Here is a 19,960-nt window from a genome sequence, read left to right on the forward strand (position 1 = left end):
GACCTGTAACCTGTTTTTTTAGTTGTATGGTGTATCAATATTGGCGTATGAATGGTTTAAATATCGGCAATATTGTGACCGGTTAACGCACGTTGGATGTTGCGGTCCATGCGTGCTGCTGCAAAAGCATCGGTGGCATGATTTAAGTGTTCAATTTTGGCACGAATGCTGGCAGCATCGCCTGATTCGGTTTCAGTGCGCAAAGCTTGCATCACAGCATCGACATCGGCACGCTCTTGTTCATTCAACAAATCACCATCGCTCTCCAAAGCCACGCCCACTGCAGTCAAAATGCTTTCTGCTTCCACCAAGGCTTCTTGACGGGCACGACTGGTCATGTCTTCAGCGGCAAATTTCATGGAATCTTTCAACATTTGCATGATGGTTGTATCGTCCAAGCCGTAAGAGGGCTTCACTTCGACAGCGGCCTGTACGCCTGTGGTTTGTTCTTGCGCTGACACGGACAATAAACCATCGGCATCCACTTGGAAGGTCACACGAATGCGTGCAGCACCTGCCACCATCGGTGGAATGCCACGCAAGGTAAAACGTGCCAAAGAGCGGCAATCGCTGACCAATTCACGCTCGCCTTGCACCACATGAATCATCATCGCATTTTGACCGTCTTTGAATGTGGTGAATTCTTGTGCCATTGCCGTTGGAATGGTGGAGTTGCGTGGAATCACTTTTTCCACCAAACCGCCATAGGTTTCCAAACCCAAAGACAAAGGTGTCACATCCAATAACAGCCATTCGTCATCGGCTTTGTTGCCTGCCAAAACATTGGCTTGAATTGCCGCGCCCAAAGCCACGACTTCATCGGGATTCAAATTGTTCAATGGCGCTTGACCAAAAAAGTCTGCCACCGCTTGTTGTACATGCGGCATGCGCGTTGAGCCACCGACCATAATAATGCCGTTGATATCGCTCTTATGGACATCTGCATCACGCAAAGCCTGTTTCACAGGCTCGATGGTTTGTGCGACCAAGTCTTGAGTTAAGGCATGGAAATGTTCGCGAGCAAGCGTTGCTTGCACTTCGTGACCATCACTCAATACGGCACGCAAAGTGGCGGTTTCGCTGTCGGTCAATTCTTGTTTGGCTGCACGAATCAAGCTTAACAATAATTGAGCGTCTTGTTCGGCTAAATCATTCAAGTCTTTTTGTTCTAATAACCAAGTGTACAAGCGGTGGTCAAAATCATCACCGCCCAAAGCGCTGTTGCCGCCTGTTGCCAAAACTTGGAACAAGCCTTGCTCTAAGCGCAAAATCGACACATCAAACGTACCGCCACCCAAATCAAACACCACAAACGTGCCTTCAGAACGGTTGTCCAAACCATAAGCAATCGCAGCTGCCGTTGGTTCGTTCAACAAACGCAATACGTTCAAACCAGCTAGCTTGGCAGCGTCTTTGGTCGCTTGGCGTTGGGCATCGTCAAAATAAGCAGGAACAGTAATGACCGCACCCGTTAAAGCACCGCCCAAACTTTCTTCAGCACGTTGTTTTAACGCTTTGAGGATTTCGGAAGACACTTCAATCGGTGTTTTCAAGCCTTGACGGGTTTCCAATTCGATGATTTTGTTATTGTCAGTGAAGCGATAAGCCCATTGAGTAGGGTCTAAATCACCCACTTGGCGACCAATCAAACGTTTGGCGGAACTGATGGTGTTCAATGGGTCAATTTTTTGTGCTTTGAGTGCGCCATAACCTACTTCAATGTCTTCACCATAACGCACCACCGATGGTACTGTGCTGCGACCAAATGAATCAGGTAAACAGTTGGCGCTGCCACTTTTCACCGTTGCCACCAAACTGTTGGTGGTACCCAAATCGATACCCACTGCCAAACGGTGTTGGTGGGGCGCTGCTGACATGCCTGGTTCGGCGATTTGTAGTAAAGCCATGAGTTGTGTTCTGTTCTTTAGTTAAGGTAAGGCTTGTTTGATTTGTTGTAATAATTTGCTGATAAAGCGGCCTTCACGCACATGTGCGGCGGCTTGTTGCCATTGTTCTTGGGCAAAATCGTTTAACAAGTCTTGTTGCAAAGTTTGATAAGCTTGGTTGATGTCTTTTTGCAGTGCCAATAAAGCGGCTTCATTGCCTTGAGCATCGTCCAAATCTTCACGCCATTGCATTTGTTGCATTAAAAACTCGGGTGCAAATTGCGTGTGTTCAGGCGCATCGGCATGGATGCCTTGTTCTTTGAGCAAATATGCCGCACGATCCAAAGGGGACTTCAACACGCGATAGGCTTCGTTGATGGTTGCCGATAACATCACCGCTTGTTTCTGTTCAAATGCGGACAAATGTGCGGTTTTATCTGGATGGTATTGGGTGGAAAGGCGGCGGTATGTTTGCTCTAATACTTGCGTATCTAAAGGATAGCTTTTGTCCAAAGCAAACATTTTAAAATAATCTATGGCCATACAAAGCGTCCTGTAAACACACTCAAACACGTTTTAAACGTGGAAACTCTCACCACAACCACATTCGTCTTTGACGTTGGGATTGTTGAATTTGAAGCCTTCTTGTAAGCCTTCTTTGGTGTAATCCAATTCGGTACCGTCTAAATAAGCGTGGCTTTTGGCATCGGTGATGACTTTGACGCCAAAACCTTCAAATACGATGTCATCTTCGGTGGTTTCATCGGCAAACTCTAAAGTATAAGCCATGCCTGAGCAGCCGCTGGTTTTCACACCCAAACGGATGCCAACGCCTTTACCACGGTTGTTCAAGAAGTTTTGGATGTGCGCTGCTGCGCTTTCGGTCAAGGTAATCATGGTGCATCCTTATGAGGTCTACCCATTTATATGGGTTACAGGACGCCTTTTAAGCGTCCTGTAAAAGGTCAAACTACCAAAATCAGCTTAGTTGCCGTTTTTGGTTTTATAGTCGCTGACTGCTGCTTTGATGGCGTCTTCTGCCAAGATAGAGCAGTGTACTTTTACAGGTGGCAAAGCCAACTCTTCGGCGATTTGGCTGTTTTTAATTGCCATCGCTTCGTCCAAAGTTTTGCCCTTGACCCACTCGGTAATCAAAGAAGAAGAAGCAATGGCAGAGCCACAACCGTAAGTTTTGAATTTAGCGTCTTCAATCACGCCCGCTTCGTTGACTTTGATTTGCAATTTCATCACGTCGCCACACGCAGGGGCACCAACCATACCTGTACCCACGCTGCCGTCGTTTTTGTCAAATGAACCCACATTGCGTGGATTTTCGTAGTGATCGATTACTTTATCGCTGTAAGCCATGATGGTATTCCTTTTACAGGACGGCTGATGCCGCCCAAATCAAATGATTAGTGTTCTGCCCATTGTACGGTAGACAAATCGATGCCTTCTTTGAACATTTCCCACAAAGGCGATAAATCGCGCAATTTGCCAATTTTTGATTTGATCAATTCAGCTGCGTATTCTACTTCTTCCATGGTGGTAAAGCGGCCGAAGCTGATGCGCAAAGAGCTGTGTGCCAATTCGTCGTTGCGGCCCAAAGCACGCAATACGTATGAAGGCTCTAAACTTGCAGAAGTACATGCAGAGCCACTTGAAACAGCCAATTCTTTGATGGCCATGATCAAGCTTTCGCCTTCTACATAGTTGAAGCTCACGTTCAAATTACCAACATAGCGTTGTTCTAAGTCACCGTTGATGTACACTTCTTCAACGTCTTTGATCAATTCCAAGAAGCGATTGCGCAGACCTAACAAACGTTCGTTTTCTGCAGCCATTTCTTCTTTGGCAATGCGGAATGCTTCGCCCATGCCGACGATTTGGTGTGAAGCCAAAGTGCCGCTGCGGAAACCACGTTCATGACCACCACCGTGCAATTGCGCTTCCAAACGAATACGAGGTTTGCGACGCACATACAAAGCGCCAATGCCTTTAGGGCCGTATATTTTGTGCGCTGACAAGCTGATCAAGTCTACCTTAACCGCATTCACATCGATTTCAATTTTACCGGCCGCTTGCGCTGCGTCCACATGGAACACAATGCCACGTTCGCGACAAATTTCACCGATGGCAGCGATGTCTTGAATCACGCCGATTTCATTGTTAACCCACATCACAGACACCAAAATGGTATCGTCGCGCAAAGCCGCTTTGAAGACTTCCAAGTCAATCAAACCATTGTCTTGTACATCCAAGTAAGTCACTTCAAAACCTTGGCGTTCCAATTCACGCATCGTATCCAAAACCGCTTTGTGCTCGGTTTTAACAGTGATTAAATGTTTGCCTTTGTTTTGGTAAAAATGTGCCGCACCCTTGATAGCCAAGTTGTCAGATTCAGATGCACCTGAAGTAAAGATGATTTCTTTGCTGTCAGCATTCAACAAAGCTGCCACTTGCTCACGAGCGGTTTCTACAGCTTCTTCTGCAGCCCAACCAAAAGCATGGCTAGAGCTGGCAGGATTGCCATAGATTTCAGTCAAAAACGGAATCATTTTTTCAGCGACACGAGGATCCACACGGGTGGTGGCAGCGTTGTCTAAATAAACTGGAGTTTGAACAGCCATAATTTTTCTCTTTAACTAATGGTGGGTGCGTTAAAACGTACCGCATGTTCTTGAGGTGCGTGTTGTTGTTTGACCAAGTCATCCAAATGGATGTTGCTCAGGTAATTGTCTATGGTTTTGTTGAGGTTTTCCCATAAATGATGGGTCATACAGGGCGCCTCACCATGACAATTTCCCTTGCCACCACATTGAGTCGCATCCAAACCATCTTCGACTGCATTGACAATGCAAGCGATGCTGATGTCATTGGTAGTGCGGTTTAAAACATAACCGCCACCAGGACCCCGTATGGATTTGACCAATTGCGCGCGGCGCAACTTCACAAACAATTGTTCCAAATAAGCTAAGGAAATGTGTTGGCGTTCACTGATGGCAGTCAGGCTGACCGCATTGTCTTGACCATATAAGGCCAAGTCCAACATGGCTGAAACCGCAAACCGTCCTTTAGTGGTTAATCGCATACGTCTTTCCTGCTTGAATATGTATTAATTATCCTATTTCCGACTAAATTGGTCAACTATTATCAAGACCAATTTATGTGCTCATAGCAGATTTTAATCGTTGTTGAAGCAATGGTATATCGCATCCAATCCGCCAAAGTCGATACAAATATCTGCATGCTCACGGGTTTTGGGCTTGGCATGAATCGCCACACCGAAACCTGCGGCCTGTAACATTGGAATGTCATTGGCACCATCGCCCATGGCCAAAGTTTGACTTAGAGGAATGTTCAATTCATTGGCATATTGGTGCAACAAATCGGCTTTGGCTTGGGCATCAATGAGGCGTCCTGTAAGGTTGCCGGTTAATTTGCCATCGACAATTTCCAATTCATTGGCATAAGCGTATTCAAAACCCAAGCGTTTTTTGAGGTGTTCGGTAAAGAAGGTGAAGCCGCCTGAAACGAGCATGAATTTGACATCATGTTGTTTGCAATGAGCCAAGAAGGCTTCTGCACCACGATTCAATTGCAATACATGGTCGTAAACATAAGCCAATTCCATTTCAGGCAAGCCTTTGAGCAAAGCCACACGTTGACGCAAAGACGCTTCAAAATCCAATTCGCCACGCATAGAGCGCTCGGTAATGGCAGCTACTTGGTCTTTTAAGCCATTGCCTGCAGCGACTTCATCGATGCACTCGATGGTAATCAATGTGGAATCCATGTCGCTGACCACCAAGCCTAAATCAGTAAATTTGGCAGTGGTCGGCATGATAGCGGCATCAACTTGATGTTGCAGCAACCAGATTTTTTGATTTTCGGTGAGTTTGAAATCGGCGTTGACTGAAATTCGCCAAACGGATGATGGTGCCTGATTGTTAGGTGTGAAAGTGTCAGACCAAAATTGCCAATCCAATTGAGTCAGATTGGGGTGTTGCAAAACCAAAACCGCCATTGTTCGTCACCATAAAAAGGCATTATTTTGCCATATTCTGATGGGTATCAGCGGATTTTTTCGGCCAGATTTTGGTTTTTGATAAGGTTCTGATATCTATATTGCCGCATTGACCATCGCCTCGTCCTGTAAAACCACCATTGGGCGAGCAAATTTTTTGACCTTGGGCATTGTATAAAACACTGAAACGGTCACAACAACCGGGCACGGTCAGATAATATTTTTCTTGATGGTGTTCTAAAGTGTAAACGGCTTGGAGTAAGTGAGGTTCGGCTTCGGCTTGGGTGATTAGGTTGGTTAACCACGGTGCCGATGGCGTGGTGGTTTCAGATTTTTGAATACTCAAACAAGCGGTCAGCAGTAATACGCAGCTTAAAGCTAGGCTGACCATGATACCAATTTGATTCTCTGTTTTCATTTCAACACTTTTTCAATTGCCGTGACCATACTCATTGGATTGCGCCAAGTGGCAACACGTTCCACAACTTCGCCGGAACGATTGATTAAAAATTTGGTGAAATTCCATTTGATGGATGAAGTGCCTAAGAAGCCTGTTTGGGCTTGTTTTAAGTCTTGCCATAAAGGGTGGGTGTGAGGGCCGTTGACATCGATTTTTTCAGTCATCAAAAAAGGAATGTGATAGCGGCTTTCACAAAACTGCGCAATTTCGTTCGCAGAGCCAGGTTCTTGCTGGCGAAATTGATTGCATGGGCAACCTATAATGACCAAACCTTGGTGGGCGTATTGATGATGCAATTGTACTAATTGCGTTAATTGTGGGGTGAAGCCACATTCGCTGGCAGAATTGAAAATTAAAATGGCGTGGTTTTGATAATCTGTTAAAGATATAGGATGGCCAGATAGGTCATTTATGAAATGAGAATAAATATTCATGCGTATATTTAGCCCAAAAAAATACGCTGTACGGCAAGGGGACAGCCTGTACAGCGTTTGAATATCAATTCAAAATAAGGGAATAATGCAAAATATCCAGGAGGAAACATTTGCAAGTAATATTCTACCCATTTTTTTTAAAAAAAACACTATTAAATCGCAAACTTGCGTAAAAATGTTTTTTAAATTCAGCTTTAAAGTCAATTGCTTTAGGCTTTTGGTAAAGTTACCCCAGTTTGACCCATATATTTACCATTTCTATCTTTATAAGATACGTCACAGTCTTCATCACTTTCGAAGAATAAGACTTGTGCAACCCCTTCATTTGCATAAATTTTTGCAGGTAATGGCGTGGTGTTGGAAAATTCCAAAGTCACATAGCCTTCCCATTCAGGCTCAAATGGTGTCACATTGACAATAATGCCACAGCGAGCGTAAGTTGATTTGCCCAAACACACTGTTAATACGTTGCGTGGAATGCGGAAGTATTCTACTGTGCGCGCCAAAGCAAATGAGTTTGGCGGAATGATGCAATAATCGTCTTCCACTTCCACAAAATTGCGTGGGTCGAAGTTTTTAGGGTCGACAATGGTGGAATTGATGTTGGTGAAAATCTTGAATTCACGCGCACAACGGATGTCATAGCCGTAGCTAGAAGTGCCGTAAGAGATGATTTTCTCACCATCACGGTGTTTGATTTGATTCGGTTCAAATGGCGAAATCATGCCATGTTCTTCGCTCATGCGGCGAATCCATTTATCGGATTTGATGCTCATATATAGTCTTTCAGGCCGCTTGTAAGCCACCTAAGTGGTCGATTAATTCATGTACCAACAGGCTCAAGTTTTGGGTCATAATGAGTTGGGTTGCGCTCATCAAACTTTCGGGATCGTCGCCTTGGTTGGCAGCCTCTTCTTGTAACATGTCCAAATATTGGATGCGCTTCAAGCTCAAGTCTTCATTCAAGACAAAACGGATTTGTTCGTTCCAAATCAAGCCTAATTGGGTGCAGATTTTACCATGTTCTAGGTGTTGTTTGACTTCTTCTGTGTCTAATGCTTGTTTGCTAATTTTAATCACTGGCACAATATCGCCTGTGCCTTTGAGTTCGCAGTCGGTGTCTAGCTCAAAATTGCCCGCCGCTTCCCCTTGCATAAGCCAAGCAGTCATTAAGCTGCTAGGCGATTCTTGTGTGCGGGGCAATGAGGCTGGCAAACCGCCCAAAGCTTGGCGCAATTGGCTGACAAAATTCTCAGATTTATTGGGATTGCTTTGATTGACCAACAACAACTGGCTTTGTAAATCCATCACCGCTTCGGTATAGCGTGAACGTACAAATGCGCGAGGCAACAAATCATCGGTGATTTGTTCTTTTAATTGCATTTTTTCTTTGCGCCCGATAATGCGGCCTTCGGTGGCTTGCAATTCAGCCAATTTCTCATCTAAAAATTCACGCACCACCGTAGTTGGCAACACTTTGTCTTCTTGGCGCAAAGAAAAACGCCATGTGTCTTGAAAATTGAAAATCAATTCTTCGCGAAATGGCACTGCGCGCGCAAAGCCTTCGCTTTTCCAATCCAAACCTTGGCAAGGCTGGAATGCTGCGGCAGACAATTTGTCATGCCAAGCTTCAAAATCGGTTTTTAAGTCTTGTGCTAAGGCGAACACGCTGATTTGTTTGAACCACATAATAGGCAGACCTCAAATAAAAATATCGCACCAAGTGCGATACGGTATTCAAAAAAGGGAATCAAGCGTCCTGTAAAAGTTTACAGGACGCTTTGAATATTAATTTGGAATGTATTCCAATGGATTCACAGGTTTACCGTTTTGGCGCACTTCAAAGTGTAATTTGTAACGGTCGGTGTGTGAATTGCCCATGTGAGCGATGGTTTGACCACGTTTGACAGTGTCGTTTTCTTTCACCAACAATTTTTGGTTGTGACCATAAGCGGTTAAGAAAGTAGAGTTGTGTTGCACAATCAACAAATTGCCATAACCGCGCAAATCGCTGCCACTGTAAACCACTTTGCCATCGGCAGCGGCAACCACGTTTTGACCTGCGTTACCTGCAATATCAACGCCTTTGTTCACAGTGGTGAATTGGGTAATGATGTTACCTTGGGTTGGACGCATCCATGTAATACCGTTGACACTGCGAGTCCCATTGGCCGTTGTGCTGGTCGATTGGCTTGGAACTGCGCTGGTCGTGTTGGTTACTGGAGGTGTAACCACGGGTGGTGGCGTGTAAGTAGGTTGGGTGACAACTGGCTGAGTAATCGGTTGTGTCACGGTTTGTGTGGCGTTTGACGCCACATAGTCAGTCGGTTTGACACGCAAGCGTGAGCCTAAACGGATGTTGTTGTCAGCCAAATTGTTCCATAAGCGCAATTGGTCTTGGGTAATGCCATAGCGTTTGGTGATGTTGTAAACAGTATCGCCTGCAGTGACTGTATGCGAGACAGCGTTGACATCCACAGGGGTGTAATTACCCACATAAGCATTACCGCTGCCTGTATTGGCAGGCGGAGTATAAGGTGTCGTATTGACAGTGGTGTTGCCATAAGGGTTATCAATCGGTGCGGTGCCATAAGGATTGTTATCGGGCAAAGTGGTGGTCACCACATTGCCTTGGGTCAGGCTGCCACTATGGGTACCGTCTTGCACGGTGGCAGCAGGTTGAGTCCAATTTTGGCACGCGGCCATGCTCAAAATGGTTGCAGTCAGCAAACCTGTTTTCAAAAGCTTTGATTGTTGCATCTGTGAGTAACCCTTATTTTTATGTGTGAAATCCATGTTAGCCCCATATGATGGTAGGGCATTTTGAGCGAAACTGCCAGTTTATGACACTATTTTACATATATTATTTGCATGTCTTAAAAATCAGCATCTTGCTCATTAATCAGAGGTACAAAATTGGCTTCTTGTACGCATGTTTCATGAAAACCGTAGGGCGTTTTTTCAATTAACCATAAGTATTGCACGCCATCTGGTTCTTCTAATGGTAAAACCATTCTGCCACCAATAGCCAATTGTTGTAATAGTGCTAAAGGCATGTTGGGAGCTGCAGCTGTCACAATAATACGATCAAATGGCGCTTCGGAAGGCAGACCCAAATAACCATCATCATAAGCCAAGCGCACCAAGCTTGCACCCACACTGCGCAATTGTTTTTTGGCCAATTGATGTAGTTCAAAAATGCGTTCTATGGAAAAAACACGATTGCCATAAATGGCGTGCAAAATGGCGGTTTGATAACCGCAACCTGTGCCAATTTCCAACACTTTTTCATCACCGCTCACTCCAGCACCAATCAATAATTGGGTCATGATGCCGACAGTATAAGGCTGAGAAATGGTTTGCCCCAATCCTATGGGCAAAGCGGTTTCATCATAGGCGCGTGAACGCAAAGCCTCTTCCACAAACAAATGGCGCGGCGTGCGTGACAAAGCATGTAAGACATCGGGTTGATGCACGCCCATGTGTTGTAGGCGATGCACCATGCGTTCACGTCGCCAATCAAAGCCTTGCCAATGACCGCTACGAGAGACTAAAGACTCCATTGGCGAATGGCTTCTTGCACTTGTGGCATTTGATTGTAAGCAGTCAAATCAATAGAAAGAGGCGTCACGGTAATATAGCCTTCGGCAGTGGCTGCAAAGTCGGTGCCGCTGTCGCAGTCTTGTGCTTCGCCAGGTAAACCGATCCAATATACAGGCTGACCACGAGGATTTTCAGCAGGGACTATGCTTTGCATGTGATGGCGACGACCTAAGCGAGCGACTTTGAAGCCTTTGAGCTCTTCTGGTTCGACTTTGGGGATGTTAATACTCCATAAAATCGGTGCTTTGGGTGGGTTTTGGCTGAAATATTTGGCCACTTCCCATGCTACTTTTGCTGCCGTATGAAAATAACGTTCGGTTTTGTCGTGCAATGAAAAAGCCACCGCAGGAATGCCCAATAAATACGCTTCGGTTGCCGCAGCAACAGTGCCTGAATATAAAGTATCATCGCCCATATTGGCACCATGGTTAATGCCTGAAAAAACCATATCAGGCACAAAATCAGGCATGGCATGTAAACCCAAATGAACACAATCAGTAGGAGTGCCATTGACATAGTAAAAGCCATTGTCAGCTTGGCGTATCGTCAATGGGCGGTCTAAAGTGAGTGAATTGCTGACAGCGCTGCGATCGCGATCGGGTGCCACAACGCGCACATTGGCAAATTCTGAGGTGACACGAGCCAAGGTACGAATGCCCTCAGCCAAATAGCCATCATCATTGCAAATTAAAATATTCATTTGGGTTCCCCTATTTTCGGCACATATTGTACCTTTTTTTTGCAATAATGGTAGGAGGCTTATGGTTTGACAGTTGCAAATGTTTGGTTTATCTTCTTGGCTTATTCTAACAATCGCGCCCATCGTCTAGCTGGCCAAGGACACCACTTCTTCAAAGTGGCAACCGGGGTTCGAATCCCTGTGGGCGTGCCACCCAATACCACAGATTGTGATGCTTCCACTCTCAATAGTAGTATCGTTTCTGTCTGCACAATACAGATTCAAACATGAATGGTTAGATATGCCCATACAATTGAATCTTAAGTGTTTGCATAAAAAAATAAGCGTCCTGTAAGTTACAGGACGCTTATTTTGATTGTGAATGAATATTTATTCTATGTGTGAGGCATCAATAGGTAGCTCGACAATAAAGCGTGCCCCTTGTCCAATGTCGCTTTCCACCCAAACTTTGCCTTGATGTGCCTGTACAATTTCTTTGACAATGTGCAATCCCAATCCCAAACCGGGTTTTTTACTGTTAGGAGACACCACCCGTTCATAGCGTTGAAACACTTTTTCATGGTCACATGCGGCAATGCCATTGCCTTGGTCTTGCACCTCTAATCTAGCCACACCATCTTGCAAGCTTAAATGAATATTGACAGGGTGGTTGTCGCCATATTTCAAAGCATTGGTAATCAAATTGGTGCACACTTGTTCAATTTTAAATTGATCCCAATAACCCATCACTTCTGCCTCTGAATGCAAATTCAACGAGGTTTTGGCCTCTTTGACCAAAGGCTGTAAACGGTCACTGACATCGTGTAACACTTCAGTCAAATTGAAATAATGGCAACGCAATTGTAGTTTGCCTTCTGCCACATTGCTTAAATCCAACATTTGGCGAACTGCCGCAATGACTTTATCAATGCGTGTGGCATGGTTGTCTAAGAGGGTTAAAATATCTTCTTGTGATAATTCGCCTTCTTGTAACATTTCCTTATTAATCTCGGTTTGCATTTTCAACAAAGCCAACGGCGAGCTTAATTCATGCGATGCAATAGACAAAAACTCATCTCGCATATGAATGGATTTGGTCAATTCTTCATTTAATAGACGTGCTTGTTCGGCTTTGATCAATTCTTCTTGTTCAATTAATTTGCGCTCAATGGCAATACCCGCAATGTGTGAGGTGACTTCAATTTGATATAAATTGGTAGAAGCAGGGTCTACATGTTTTTTGTGATACATCGCAAACGTTCCCAGCACTTCGCCCGTAGACGAAAAAATAGGCTGAGAACGGCATGATTGCAAATCGTTGCTCAATGCCCAATCACGCCATGGTGCTTGCCAACGGTCATCGTTTTCAATGTCGCTGACCAAAACGGGTTCATGCAAATGAGAAGCCATGCAACAAGGTCCCATATAGGGCGGCAAAATAGAAACGCCAGTTTCCTCTTCACAATAGTTTTTTTCGTACTCAACACGCACACCGGCCTTAAAGGTTTTTTGTACATTGTCTACCAACAAAATAGAGCAAAAAGTGCCTTCATATTGCTCTTCTACAATAGAAACCAAGCGGTGTAATACTTGGAATAAAGGTGCGCGTTTGGCCAATAACTCTAAGACTTCTTTTTGTCCAGATAACAATGCATCTGCTTTCAAAACGGATTGAATGATTTGGTTGTATTCAGGATAGCGGGCTAGAGAATTTGGCATGGCATCTACTCTTAATCAAGTGAGGTCACAGTGGCTCTATTATGCGCAAAAAATTTGGCTCGCAGTAATCTTTTTGCCAGTGATATCATGATAATAATTTTAATTTAATCGTGATATTGGTAAGGAAATTGCTTGTAATAATACTTGTTTGAAGAAAAATTATATTGCTTAATTTTTGTTAATTGTCATATTTGACAGAACGATGTTTCGATAGATATAAAATTCAAAATAGATATTATACTCGGTTTGTGATGAAGGTAAAGTATCTGTACCGAGAGTGAATGGCAAAACAGCAGATGGATTTAATCTCCATCTGCTGTTGGTATGGCTATTTTTAATACGATATTAACCGATGGCGGCAACGGCTACTTTGGCTACTTCTGCATCCAATTCTTTTGCCAAGCCTGATACGCCCACAGCACCAATCACTTGACCATCTACCACAACAGGCACACCACCTTCTAACAAACCTTGTAGCGGTGCTGATACAAATGCGGTACGACCACCGTTAATCATGTCTTCATAACCTTTGGTTTCGCGGCGACCTAAAGCGGCACTTTTGGCTTTTTCCAAAGCAATGTGTGCAGCCACAGGTGCGCAACCGTCTAAGCGGCTAAAACCCAACAAATGACCGCCATCATCCACAATTGCAACAGCGACTTGCCAATTGTTTTCATGGGCTTTGGCAGTGGCAGCTTGCAACATGGCTTGGATTTCTTGTTCGCCTAAGATAGATTTGGTTTGCATCAAATAGTCCTTTGTTTCTATGTGTTGAAAACTGACAAATATGACAGTTTTGGTATTAAGGCTGCGCTTCGCTGGCGATAGGGCCAGACGCATATTCAGCAGCCAGTTTTTGTTGTATTTGTTCTGAGCAAGACAACACCAATGGGCGCGTCAAATCTAACATTTGCTCAGGTGTTTGCTTGGATAAAGCGGTTAATTGGGTGTTGTCGTTGTTTTGTACCAAATTGAAAGAAATACATTCACAGATGCCTTTAGCAGCTTGATAGTCACGTTCGGTAGCAGGTTGTGGACGTTGTTCAAAATTTTGAATAAAGCCGTTGTAACAAGCTTGATTGAAATCATCGCTAAACTGCTGTTTGTATGTTTCATCGTTTTTAGGCGCATCAGGAATGGTGACTGTTGATTGTTCAAAACAAGCCGCCAAACCCAAACACATACCACTGATTAACACAACACGTCCCAATAATGCTTTCATTTATCCACCCAATTGTTGGTCTAAGTATTCAATCCAATGCATGACAGGAATATCGGTACCGCTACCGATGTGGGCGATACAGCCGATATTGCCTGAAAGCACCGCTTGAGGTTTGAGGGCTTCTAAATTGTTGACTTTGTTTTGGCGCAAACGCTCTGACAATTCAGGCTGTAAGAACGAATACGTACCCGCAGAGCCACAACACAAGTGGCTGTCTTTAGGCAACAACACAGGAAAACCCAAACCCGCTAACAAGGATTCTACCTTACCGCCTAACTTTTGACCGTGTTGCAATGAGCAAGGCGGGTGGTATGCCAAAGTTTGTTGCGTCGGAGCCTGAGTGAAGAGGGTTTGCAAACGCTCGGTTTCGCCAATCAACACTTCGACAATGTCTTTGGCCAATTCGCTAACTCGTTGTGCTTTGGCGGCATAACGCGCATCGCTTTGCAAATGAAAACCGTATTCTTTGACGGTTGAACCGCAACCTGAAGCATTGATTAAAATCGCCTCTGCGCCCGCTTCAATGGCAGGCCACCAAGCATCAATATTACGGCGCATGTCGTTCAAACCATCATCATGCATTTGATTGTGCAAATGAATCGCACCACAACAGCCCGCTGAACTTGGACGCAATAATTCCAAACCCAATTTGTCTAAAACGCGCAAGGTGGCGTGGTTGATATTCGGTGACATAGAAGGTTGTACACAGCCTTCTAACATCAACATTTTGCGTGTGTGTGTTTGGGTTGGAACGGCTTTTAATGGCTTTTGAGCCAACACTTTGCTTTGTAATTTTTTTGGTAAAAAGCCGCGCACCGATTGACCCATCGTATAAGCACTGTGGAACAATTTCGGTGAGGTGGTTAATTTGAACAAGGCTTGGCGTTTGAATTTATCTGCACCTGTGCGTGGCAATTGTTTGTCGACCACTTCGCGCCCGATTTCAATCAATTTGCCGTATTCCACGCCTGACGGGCATGTGGTTTCACAGCTGCGGCAAGTTAAGCAGCGGTCTAAATGCATTTGCACAGTCGGAGTGGCGGGTGTGCCTTCTAAAACTTGTTTGATTTGGTAAATACGGCCACGAGGACCGTCCAATTCGTCTTGTAACAATTGGTAAGTCGGGCAAGTGGCGGTACAAAAACCGCAGTGAACGCATTTGCGCAAAATCGATTCGGCGATTTTGCCTTGTTCGGTGTCTTTGATGAAATCGGCTAAAGTGGTTTGCATGGGGTGTTCTCTTCGGTTTTATTCTTTTACAGGACGCTGGATTCAGTATTCAGGGTAAATTCTGCCAATATTGAACACATGATTGGGATCAAAAGCATCTTTCAAACGTTTTTGTATCGCCAAATGTGCGGCAGAAACTGGCGTGAATACCGGCACACCTGCTTGATGGCCTTTGAATACGGTGGCATTGCCGCCATGGCGTTCGGTCAAATCACGCACAGTTTGCGCACTCGTTTGAGTCCGAATCCAACGCAAGCCGCCGCCCCATTCGATGATTTGCTCGCCACCCAAATCAAAAAACGGTGCCGTATCAGGTACAGCGATGCGCCATAAGGTTTGGTTTTCAGGACGCTCGCTGAAAAATGGCAAATGCTGCTCGCGCAAATCTGCCCACAATGGCGTGGCTTGCTCTGCGTCTATTAAGCGGCCTGAAAGGGTTTTGATAGCTGCATCTACTGCCGCTCGTGCACCGCTCAAACGCACATACAACATGCCGTCTTGCCACAAAGTGCCTGCCAATGGCAAAGGTTTGCCCATCCAACCATTCATTTGCGCCAAAGCGGTTTTGGCATCGTATTCAAAACAAATGGTTTGTGTGGCCATAGGGCGAGGCAAGACTTTCAACGACACTTCGGTAATCAAGCCCAAAGTACCCATAGAACCAGTTAATAAGCGTGAAACGTCATAGCCTGCGACGTTTTTCATCACTTGACCGCCAAACTCTAAATGTTCGCCTTTGCCGTTGATGAGTTTGGTGCCTAAAATAAAATCACGCACCGCGCCTGCATGTGCGCGTCGTGGACCCGATAAACCTGCTGCCACACAGCCGCCGATGGTGGCGTGTTTGCCAAAATGTGGTGGTTCAAACGCGAGCATTTGCCCTTTTTCAGCCAAAGCCGCTTCAATGTCTTGCAAAGGCGTGCCACAACGGGCGGTAATCACCAATTCAGGCGCATCGTATTCGACGATACCGCAATAAGCGTGGGTATCTAAAATATGGTCGGTGGCCACTTGCTCACCATAAAACGCTTTGGTGCCGCCGCCTTGTATGGTCAGTTGGGTGCCTGTTTGAGCGGCCTGTAAAATGTGTTCTTGTAATAAATGTAATTCGTTTCGCATGTTTTGAGGCTTTCAGGACGCTTAGAAGCGGCTTAATTCAGAATGAGGCAAGGTTTCGCCACGACGCACCACCAATTTGCCATATTCGGCACAGCGGTTTTTGGTCGGAATGGCTTTGTCAAAATTGAGCAAGCCTGTCGGATCGAAGGCATATTTCACGCTCCAAAACGCATCGCGTTCTTGTTCGGTGTATTGCACACACATTGAATTGATTTTCTCAATGCCCACGCCATGCTCGCCTGTGACGGTGCCGCCCAAACGCACACATTCTTCCAAAATATCCGCACCAAATGCTTCCGCGCGCAACCATTCTTCATGGTCTTGGCCATTGAACAATACCAATGGGTGCATGTTGCCATCGCCTGCATGAAACACGTTGATGCAGCGCAATTGGTATTTTTGTTCCATTTCTTCAATCGAGCGCAACAAATTACCAATGGAGCGGCGAGGAATGGTGCCATCCATACAGTAGTAATCAGGCGATAAGCGTCCTGCGGCAGGGAAGGCATTTTTGCGACCCGACCAAAACACCAAACGCTCAATTTCATTGCGGGAGACTTGGATGCGAGTGGCACCACAACCATTCAAAACCTCTTCCATATGCGCAATTTCTTCGGCCACTTCTTCAGGCGTACCATCAGATTCGCACAATAAAATTGCTTTGGCATTGGTGTCATAACCTGCGTGTAAAAAGTCTTCGACCGCTTGCGTGGCAGGACCGTCCATCATTTCCAAGCCAGCTGGAATAATCCCTGCCGCAATCACCGCCGCTACCGCATCGCCTGCTTTGCCCATGTCGTCAAACGATGCCATGATTACTTGCGCCAATTGTGGCTTTGGAACGAGTTTCACGACCACTTCAGTGGTCACGCAAAACATACCTTCCGAACCAATCAACACACCCAATAAATCCAAGCCGGGAGAATCAGGCGCGCGTGAACCGAATTCGATGATGTCGCCATCAATGGTGACCGCACGCACTTGCAAGACATTGTTCACTGTCAAACCGTATTTCAAACAATGCACGCCACCTGAGTTTTCCGCCACGTTGCCGCCAATGGTGCAGGCAATTTGGCTAGATGGGTCGGGTGCGTAATACAGTTGATAGGGTGCTGCTGCTTCGGAAATGGCCAAATTGCGCACACCCGGTTGCACCGTAGCAGTGCGAGACTGTAAATCAACGTCCAAAATACGGTTGAATTTCGCCATAGACAACACCACGCCATCGGGAATGGGCATGGCTGAGCCTGCCAAACCTGTTCCTGCGCCACGCGGCACCACAGGTAGATTTAACTGTTGACATGTTTTCAATACCTGCTGCACTTGTGCTTCGGTCTCAGGCAAAACCACTGCCAAAGGCACTTCGCGATAAGCTGCCAAACCATCACATTCATAAGGAATGACTTCTTCAGGTTTGGTCAATACATACATGTCTGACCAAAGAGTATGCAAGCGCTGTTGCAAACGCACGCGCTCGTCCTCACTTAAACGGTTTCTCTGAGTTGTTTCCATGGTTTTTTCAACCTTCTTTTAGTGAAATATTAAGGTGTTGTAAAAAGGGTCAGACAGATGACAAAACGCGCCCTGACTGCAGTGCATACGCCCAATCAAAGCGGTGCAAACCTTGTGCTTGTGCGGCGGCTTCGGCATGGTGATAAGCACACCAATATTGTTGCCATTGCCAAACACCATGGGCTTGGTGTTCCAAAATGCCATAGGCGGCATCAGGGCGGAAGGTTTGCATTTGGTGTGGCCATGGCAATGCGTCTTCGTAAGCGGGTAAACCCACGCTACCGGGATTGATAATGGTTTGACCATTATTCAAACGCACATGACGTGGAATGTGGCTGTGACCGCACAACAACACCGCTTCGGTTCGACAGGCCAAACGTTGCAGCAAAGTTTGGTCTGTCGCTAGCCTAGGTTGCCCCGATGAGACGTCTTCCAACCAATATTCTGTGTTACCAAGCGGCGTACCATGGCATGCAAACAACTCAGCCTGTGGCGAACATGTGTTTGGTAATGCACGCAACCATGCAATGGCTTGGGGCGATAATTCTTGCAACACAAATGCCATCGTCGCTGAGAGTGTTGGCGAATCCATGGCTTGTAAAATCTCGTCATCTTGGTTGCCTTTGATCTGCCACACAGGTACAGAAGCGGCCTGTAAACATTCAAACGTCGCTTGTGGTGCCAACGGACCATATAAAACATCGCCCAATTGCACGATGGCATCCACACCGTGTTTCGCAAGGTCTTGCAATACCGCTTCCAAAGCCCAAACATTGGCATGTATGTCTGAAATCACGGCATAACGCATGGCAAATCTCCTGTAAATGGCCAATATTTGCCCAAAAAATGGGTTGGCGACTTTACCAATTATATTCTTATGCCAATAAACATAAGGGTTTTATTGGTCTGACCAATTTTCAATACAAGCCAAGTTGACACAATAATGAATATTCAATCAAATGTGAATACTTTTAAGCGTTTGGTCTATTCAGAAAATTGCCAATGTGCATGTAAGTTTGTTCGCATTCTTCGGCACACAAATCTTCCAAATTCAAATAAGCATGAATCAAATCATCGTATTGAATGTGTTGTACCGTAATGTGTTGGTCACGAAGCTTTTGAGCATATGCCAAGCCCTCGTCACGCAAAGGGTCAAAACCTGCGGTGAAAATGAGTGTCGGTGGCGTTTGTGGATGGATGGGATTGTGCAAGGCTGACATATGGCAATAATCCTCGCCATTTTGAAAGTATTGCGCAAAATACCAACGCATGCGTTCTGCTGTTAAGAAATAACCTTGTCCTAAGGTTTGTACCGATTCTGAACCCATACAAAAATCAACCGATGGGTAAATCAAAATCTGAGCGTGGATGGCTTGCTGGCTATAATCCCAATTTCTGACCAAGTTGTTACACAAAGCACCACCTGCGCTGTCACCACCAATGCTCACTTGATTGATGTAGGCAATATTGCGCGTATCCAAAACCTCACGCCAATGCAATAAAGCATTTTTTGCATCGATTTGACCTGCTGGATAAGGGTTTTCAGGTGCCAAACGGTATTCAATCGCCATCACAATGTGTTGGGTGGTTTGAGCCAAACGGCGCAAAATCGGATCGTAAACCGTCACGCTGCCTACCGCACCGCCGCCGCCATGAAAATAAATCAAAACAGGCAATGCTTTTTCAGGACGCGGGTGAAAAATGCGCACAGGCACAGCATAAGGCTGCGTATTGAACGTGTCGTCCCACACGCCCGCACAATCGACAGTCTTGGTAACCAAAGTTTTGGTGACATTCGCCAAAGCTTCACGGGCATTGATGAGATTGGGTTTGAAACCGCTGGCAATCAATTTGGGGATGATTTTGTGGTTCAAAATGTCCAAATATGCCTGTATGGTAGGTTTGAGTGTTGCACTCATGACCGATCTCGTTTCTCGTTTTTGTAGACAAATATGATTTTATTTTGGAAATAGTCTAGCAAGAGTGTTTTCTTTTGTCTTGTTTTGGCGCAAATCACAGGGAATGTTTGCAAAAATGGAATAATTATTTTTAATTCATTCCATTTTTTG

22 protein-coding genes and 1 tRNA gene are annotated in these 19,960 nt (G+C 45.4%); 1 reads left to right on the forward strand and 22 read right to left on the reverse strand.

From position 1 onward, the window contains the following. Positions 1-56: 56 nt before the first annotated feature. The 14 genes from hscA to surE form a co-directional block, all read right to left on the reverse strand. Positions 57-1,907 carry a Fe-S protein assembly chaperone HscA gene (gene hscA, locus H150_RS0101925; protein WP_019957357.1) on the reverse strand — a complete coding sequence of 617 codons (1,851 nt, stop codon included), beginning with the start codon at positions 1,905-1,907 and terminating at the stop codon, positions 57-59. Between the two features lie 21 nt (positions 1,908-1,928). Further along, on the reverse strand, positions 1,929-2,429 hold the full coding sequence (gene hscB, locus H150_RS0101930; RefSeq protein ID WP_019957358.1) for a Fe-S protein assembly co-chaperone HscB: 501 nt from the start codon (positions 2,427-2,429) through the stop codon (positions 1,929-1,931). A gap of 33 nt (positions 2,430-2,462) precedes the next feature. Beyond that, positions 2,463-2,783, reverse strand: coding sequence for an iron-sulfur cluster assembly protein IscA (gene iscA, locus H150_RS0101935; protein WP_019957359.1), 321 nt, complete (start codon positions 2,781-2,783; stop codon positions 2,463-2,465). 87 nt (positions 2,784-2,870) lie between these two features. Further along, positions 2,871-3,254: a Fe-S cluster assembly scaffold IscU gene (gene iscU / locus H150_RS0101940; protein ID WP_019957360.1), complete on the reverse strand. Its 384-nt coding sequence runs from the start codon at positions 3,252-3,254 to the stop codon at positions 2,871-2,873. Between the two features lie 47 nt (positions 3,255-3,301). Beyond that, the gene (locus tag H150_RS0101945; RefSeq protein WP_019957361.1) at positions 3,302-4,516 is read right to left on the reverse strand and encodes an IscS subfamily cysteine desulfurase; all 1,215 of its coding nucleotides are present in this window, start codon (positions 4,514-4,516) and stop codon (positions 3,302-3,304) included. Between the two features lie 11 nt (positions 4,517-4,527). Further along, positions 4,528-4,977, reverse strand: coding sequence for an Rrf2 family transcriptional regulator (locus H150_RS0101950; RefSeq protein ID WP_019957362.1), 450 nt, complete (start codon positions 4,975-4,977; stop codon positions 4,528-4,530). A gap of 93 nt (positions 4,978-5,070) precedes the next feature. Then, the gene (gene serB / locus H150_RS0101955) at positions 5,071-5,913 is read right to left on the reverse strand and encodes a phosphoserine phosphatase SerB (RefSeq protein WP_019957363.1); all 843 of its coding nucleotides are present in this window, start codon (positions 5,911-5,913) and stop codon (positions 5,071-5,073) included. Between the two features lie 22 nt (positions 5,914-5,935). Further along, on the reverse strand, positions 5,936-6,331 hold the full coding sequence (locus H150_RS14665; RefSeq protein ID WP_019957364.1) for a DUF6970 domain-containing protein: 396 nt from the start codon (positions 6,329-6,331) through the stop codon (positions 5,936-5,938). Further along, positions 6,328-6,807, reverse strand: coding sequence for a glutathione peroxidase (locus H150_RS0101965; RefSeq protein WP_019957365.1), 480 nt, complete (start codon positions 6,805-6,807; stop codon positions 6,328-6,330). The genes H150_RS14665 and H150_RS0101965 overlap by 4 nt, the downstream gene beginning before the upstream one ends. A 209-nt stretch (positions 6,808-7,016) precedes the next feature. Beyond that, the gene (gene dcd, locus H150_RS0101970; protein WP_019957366.1) at positions 7,017-7,583 is read right to left on the reverse strand and encodes a dCTP deaminase; all 567 of its coding nucleotides are present in this window, start codon (positions 7,581-7,583) and stop codon (positions 7,017-7,019) included. Positions 7,584-7,593: 10 nt separating this feature from the next. Continuing rightward, the gene (locus H150_RS0101975) at positions 7,594-8,496 is read right to left on the reverse strand and encodes a recombination-associated protein RdgC (protein ID WP_019957367.1); all 903 of its coding nucleotides are present in this window, start codon (positions 8,494-8,496) and stop codon (positions 7,594-7,596) included. Between the two features lie 99 nt (positions 8,497-8,595). Further along, positions 8,596-9,567: a peptidoglycan DD-metalloendopeptidase family protein gene (locus H150_RS0101980; protein WP_019957368.1), complete on the reverse strand. Its 972-nt coding sequence runs from the start codon at positions 9,565-9,567 to the stop codon at positions 8,596-8,598. A gap of 116 nt (positions 9,568-9,683) precedes the next feature. Beyond that, positions 9,684-10,370 carry a protein-L-isoaspartate(D-aspartate) O-methyltransferase gene (locus tag H150_RS0101985; RefSeq protein ID WP_019957369.1) on the reverse strand — a complete coding sequence of 229 codons (687 nt, stop codon included), beginning with the start codon at positions 10,368-10,370 and terminating at the stop codon, positions 9,684-9,686. Next, positions 10,358-11,110, reverse strand: a complete 753-nt coding sequence (gene surE / locus H150_RS0101990; RefSeq protein WP_019957370.1) for a 5'/3'-nucleotidase SurE — start codon at positions 11,108-11,110, stop codon at positions 10,358-10,360. The genes H150_RS0101985 and surE overlap by 13 nt, the downstream gene beginning before the upstream one ends. A gap of 115 nt (positions 11,111-11,225) precedes the next feature. Between surE and H150_RS0101995 the strand changes: the two genes are divergently transcribed. After that, positions 11,226-11,302, forward strand: a tRNA-Glu gene (locus H150_RS0101995). Positions 11,303-11,479: 177 nt separating this feature from the next. Here the strand turns inward: H150_RS0101995 and H150_RS14670 are convergent. The 8 genes from H150_RS14670 to H150_RS0102035 form a co-directional block, all read right to left on the reverse strand. Then, on the reverse strand, positions 11,480-12,808 hold the full coding sequence (locus H150_RS14670) for a GAF domain-containing sensor histidine kinase (protein WP_019957371.1): 1,329 nt from the start codon (positions 12,806-12,808) through the stop codon (positions 11,480-11,482). Between the two features lie 345 nt (positions 12,809-13,153). After that, entirely contained in the window at positions 13,154-13,555 is a 402-nt protein-coding gene (locus H150_RS0102005) for a heme-binding protein (RefSeq protein ID WP_019957372.1), read from the reverse strand. 55 nt (positions 13,556-13,610) lie between these two features. Then, positions 13,611-14,030, reverse strand: a complete 420-nt coding sequence (locus H150_RS0102010; protein ID WP_019957373.1) for a hypothetical protein — start codon at positions 14,028-14,030, stop codon at positions 13,611-13,613. After that, positions 14,031-15,260 carry a glycolate oxidase subunit GlcF gene (glcF, locus tag H150_RS0102015; RefSeq protein ID WP_019957374.1) on the reverse strand — a complete coding sequence of 410 codons (1,230 nt, stop codon included), beginning with the start codon at positions 15,258-15,260 and terminating at the stop codon, positions 14,031-14,033. It abuts the gene before it with no gap. Between the two features lie 42 nt (positions 15,261-15,302). Next, positions 15,303-16,379, reverse strand: a complete 1,077-nt coding sequence (gene glcE / locus H150_RS0102020) for a glycolate oxidase subunit GlcE (RefSeq protein WP_019957375.1) — start codon at positions 16,377-16,379, stop codon at positions 15,303-15,305. A 21-nt stretch (positions 16,380-16,400) separates the two neighbouring features. Next, on the reverse strand, positions 16,401-17,891 hold the full coding sequence (locus tag H150_RS0102025; protein ID WP_081619524.1) for an FAD-linked oxidase C-terminal domain-containing protein: 1,491 nt from the start codon (positions 17,889-17,891) through the stop codon (positions 16,401-16,403). A 49-nt stretch (positions 17,892-17,940) separates the two neighbouring features. Continuing rightward, a complete protein-coding gene (locus H150_RS0102030) occupies positions 17,941-18,699 on the reverse strand; it encodes a metallophosphoesterase family protein (RefSeq protein WP_019957377.1) in 759 nt (252 codons plus the stop codon). A gap of 163 nt (positions 18,700-18,862) precedes the next feature. Beyond that, the gene (locus tag H150_RS0102035; protein WP_019957378.1) at positions 18,863-19,810 is read right to left on the reverse strand and encodes an alpha/beta hydrolase; all 948 of its coding nucleotides are present in this window, start codon (positions 19,808-19,810) and stop codon (positions 18,863-18,865) included. Positions 19,811-19,960 lie beyond the last annotated feature (150 nt).

It is taken from the genome of Vitreoscilla stercoraria DSM 513 (assembly GCF_000382305.1).
Classification (GTDB): domain Bacteria; phylum Pseudomonadota; class Gammaproteobacteria; order Burkholderiales; family Neisseriaceae; genus Vitreoscilla; species Vitreoscilla stercoraria.

Coding starts and splice junctions, on each gene's coding strand:
- hscA (WP_019957357.1), bottom strand. CDS start 1,907: ATGGCTTTACTACAAATCGCCGAACCAGGCATGTCAGCAGCGCCCCAC.
- hscB (WP_019957358.1), bottom strand. CDS start 2,429: ATGGCCATAGATTATTTTAAAATGTTTGCTTTGGACAAAAGCTATCCT.
- iscA (WP_019957359.1), bottom strand. CDS start 2,783: ATGATTACCTTGACCGAAAGCGCAGCAGCGCACATCCAAAACTTCTTG.
- iscU (WP_019957360.1), bottom strand. CDS start 3,254: ATGGCTTACAGCGATAAAGTAATCGATCACTACGAAAATCCACGCAAT.
- H150_RS0101945 (WP_019957361.1), bottom strand. CDS start 4,516: ATGGCTGTTCAAACTCCAGTTTATTTAGACAACGCTGCCACCACCCGT.
- H150_RS0101950 (WP_019957362.1), bottom strand. CDS start 4,977: ATGCGATTAACCACTAAAGGACGGTTTGCGGTTTCAGCCATGTTGGAC.
- serB (WP_019957363.1), bottom strand. CDS start 5,913: ATGGCGGTTTTGGTTTTGCAACACCCCAATCTGACTCAATTGGATTGG.
- H150_RS14665 (WP_019957364.1), bottom strand. CDS start 6,331: ATGAAAACAGAGAATCAAATTGGTATCATGGTCAGCCTAGCTTTAAGC.
- H150_RS0101965 (WP_019957365.1), bottom strand. CDS start 6,807: ATGAATATTTATTCTCATTTCATAAATGACCTATCTGGCCATCCTATA.
- dcd (WP_019957366.1), bottom strand. CDS start 7,583: ATGAGCATCAAATCCGATAAATGGATTCGCCGCATGAGCGAAGAACAT.
- H150_RS0101975 (WP_019957367.1), bottom strand. CDS start 8,496: ATGTGGTTCAAACAAATCAGCGTGTTCGCCTTAGCACAAGACTTAAAA.
- H150_RS0101980 (WP_019957368.1), bottom strand. CDS start 9,567: ATGCAACAATCAAAGCTTTTGAAAACAGGTTTGCTGACTGCAACCATT.
- H150_RS0101985 (WP_019957369.1), bottom strand. CDS start 10,370: ATGGAGTCTTTAGTCTCTCGTAGCGGTCATTGGCAAGGCTTTGATTGG.
- surE (WP_019957370.1), bottom strand. CDS start 11,110: ATGAATATTTTAATTTGCAATGATGATGGCTATTTGGCTGAGGGCATT.
- H150_RS14670 (WP_019957371.1), bottom strand. CDS start 12,808: ATGCCAAATTCTCTAGCCCGCTATCCTGAATACAACCAAATCATTCAA.
- H150_RS0102005 (WP_019957372.1), bottom strand. CDS start 13,555: ATGCAAACCAAATCTATCTTAGGCGAACAAGAAATCCAAGCCATGTTG.
- H150_RS0102010 (WP_019957373.1), bottom strand. CDS start 14,030: ATGAAAGCATTATTGGGACGTGTTGTGTTAATCAGTGGTATGTGTTTG.
- glcF (WP_019957374.1), bottom strand. CDS start 15,260: ATGCAAACCACTTTAGCCGATTTCATCAAAGACACCGAACAAGGCAAA.
- glcE (WP_019957375.1), bottom strand. CDS start 16,379: ATGCGAAACGAATTACATTTATTACAAGAACACATTTTACAGGCCGCT.
- H150_RS0102025 (WP_081619524.1), bottom strand. CDS start 17,891: ATGGAAACAACTCAGAGAAACCGTTTAAGTGAGGACGAGCGCGTGCGT.
- H150_RS0102030 (WP_019957377.1), bottom strand. CDS start 18,699: ATGCGTTATGCCGTGATTTCAGACATACATGCCAATGTTTGGGCTTTG.
- H150_RS0102035 (WP_019957378.1), bottom strand. CDS start 19,810: ATGAGTGCAACACTCAAACCTACCATACAGGCATATTTGGACATTTTG.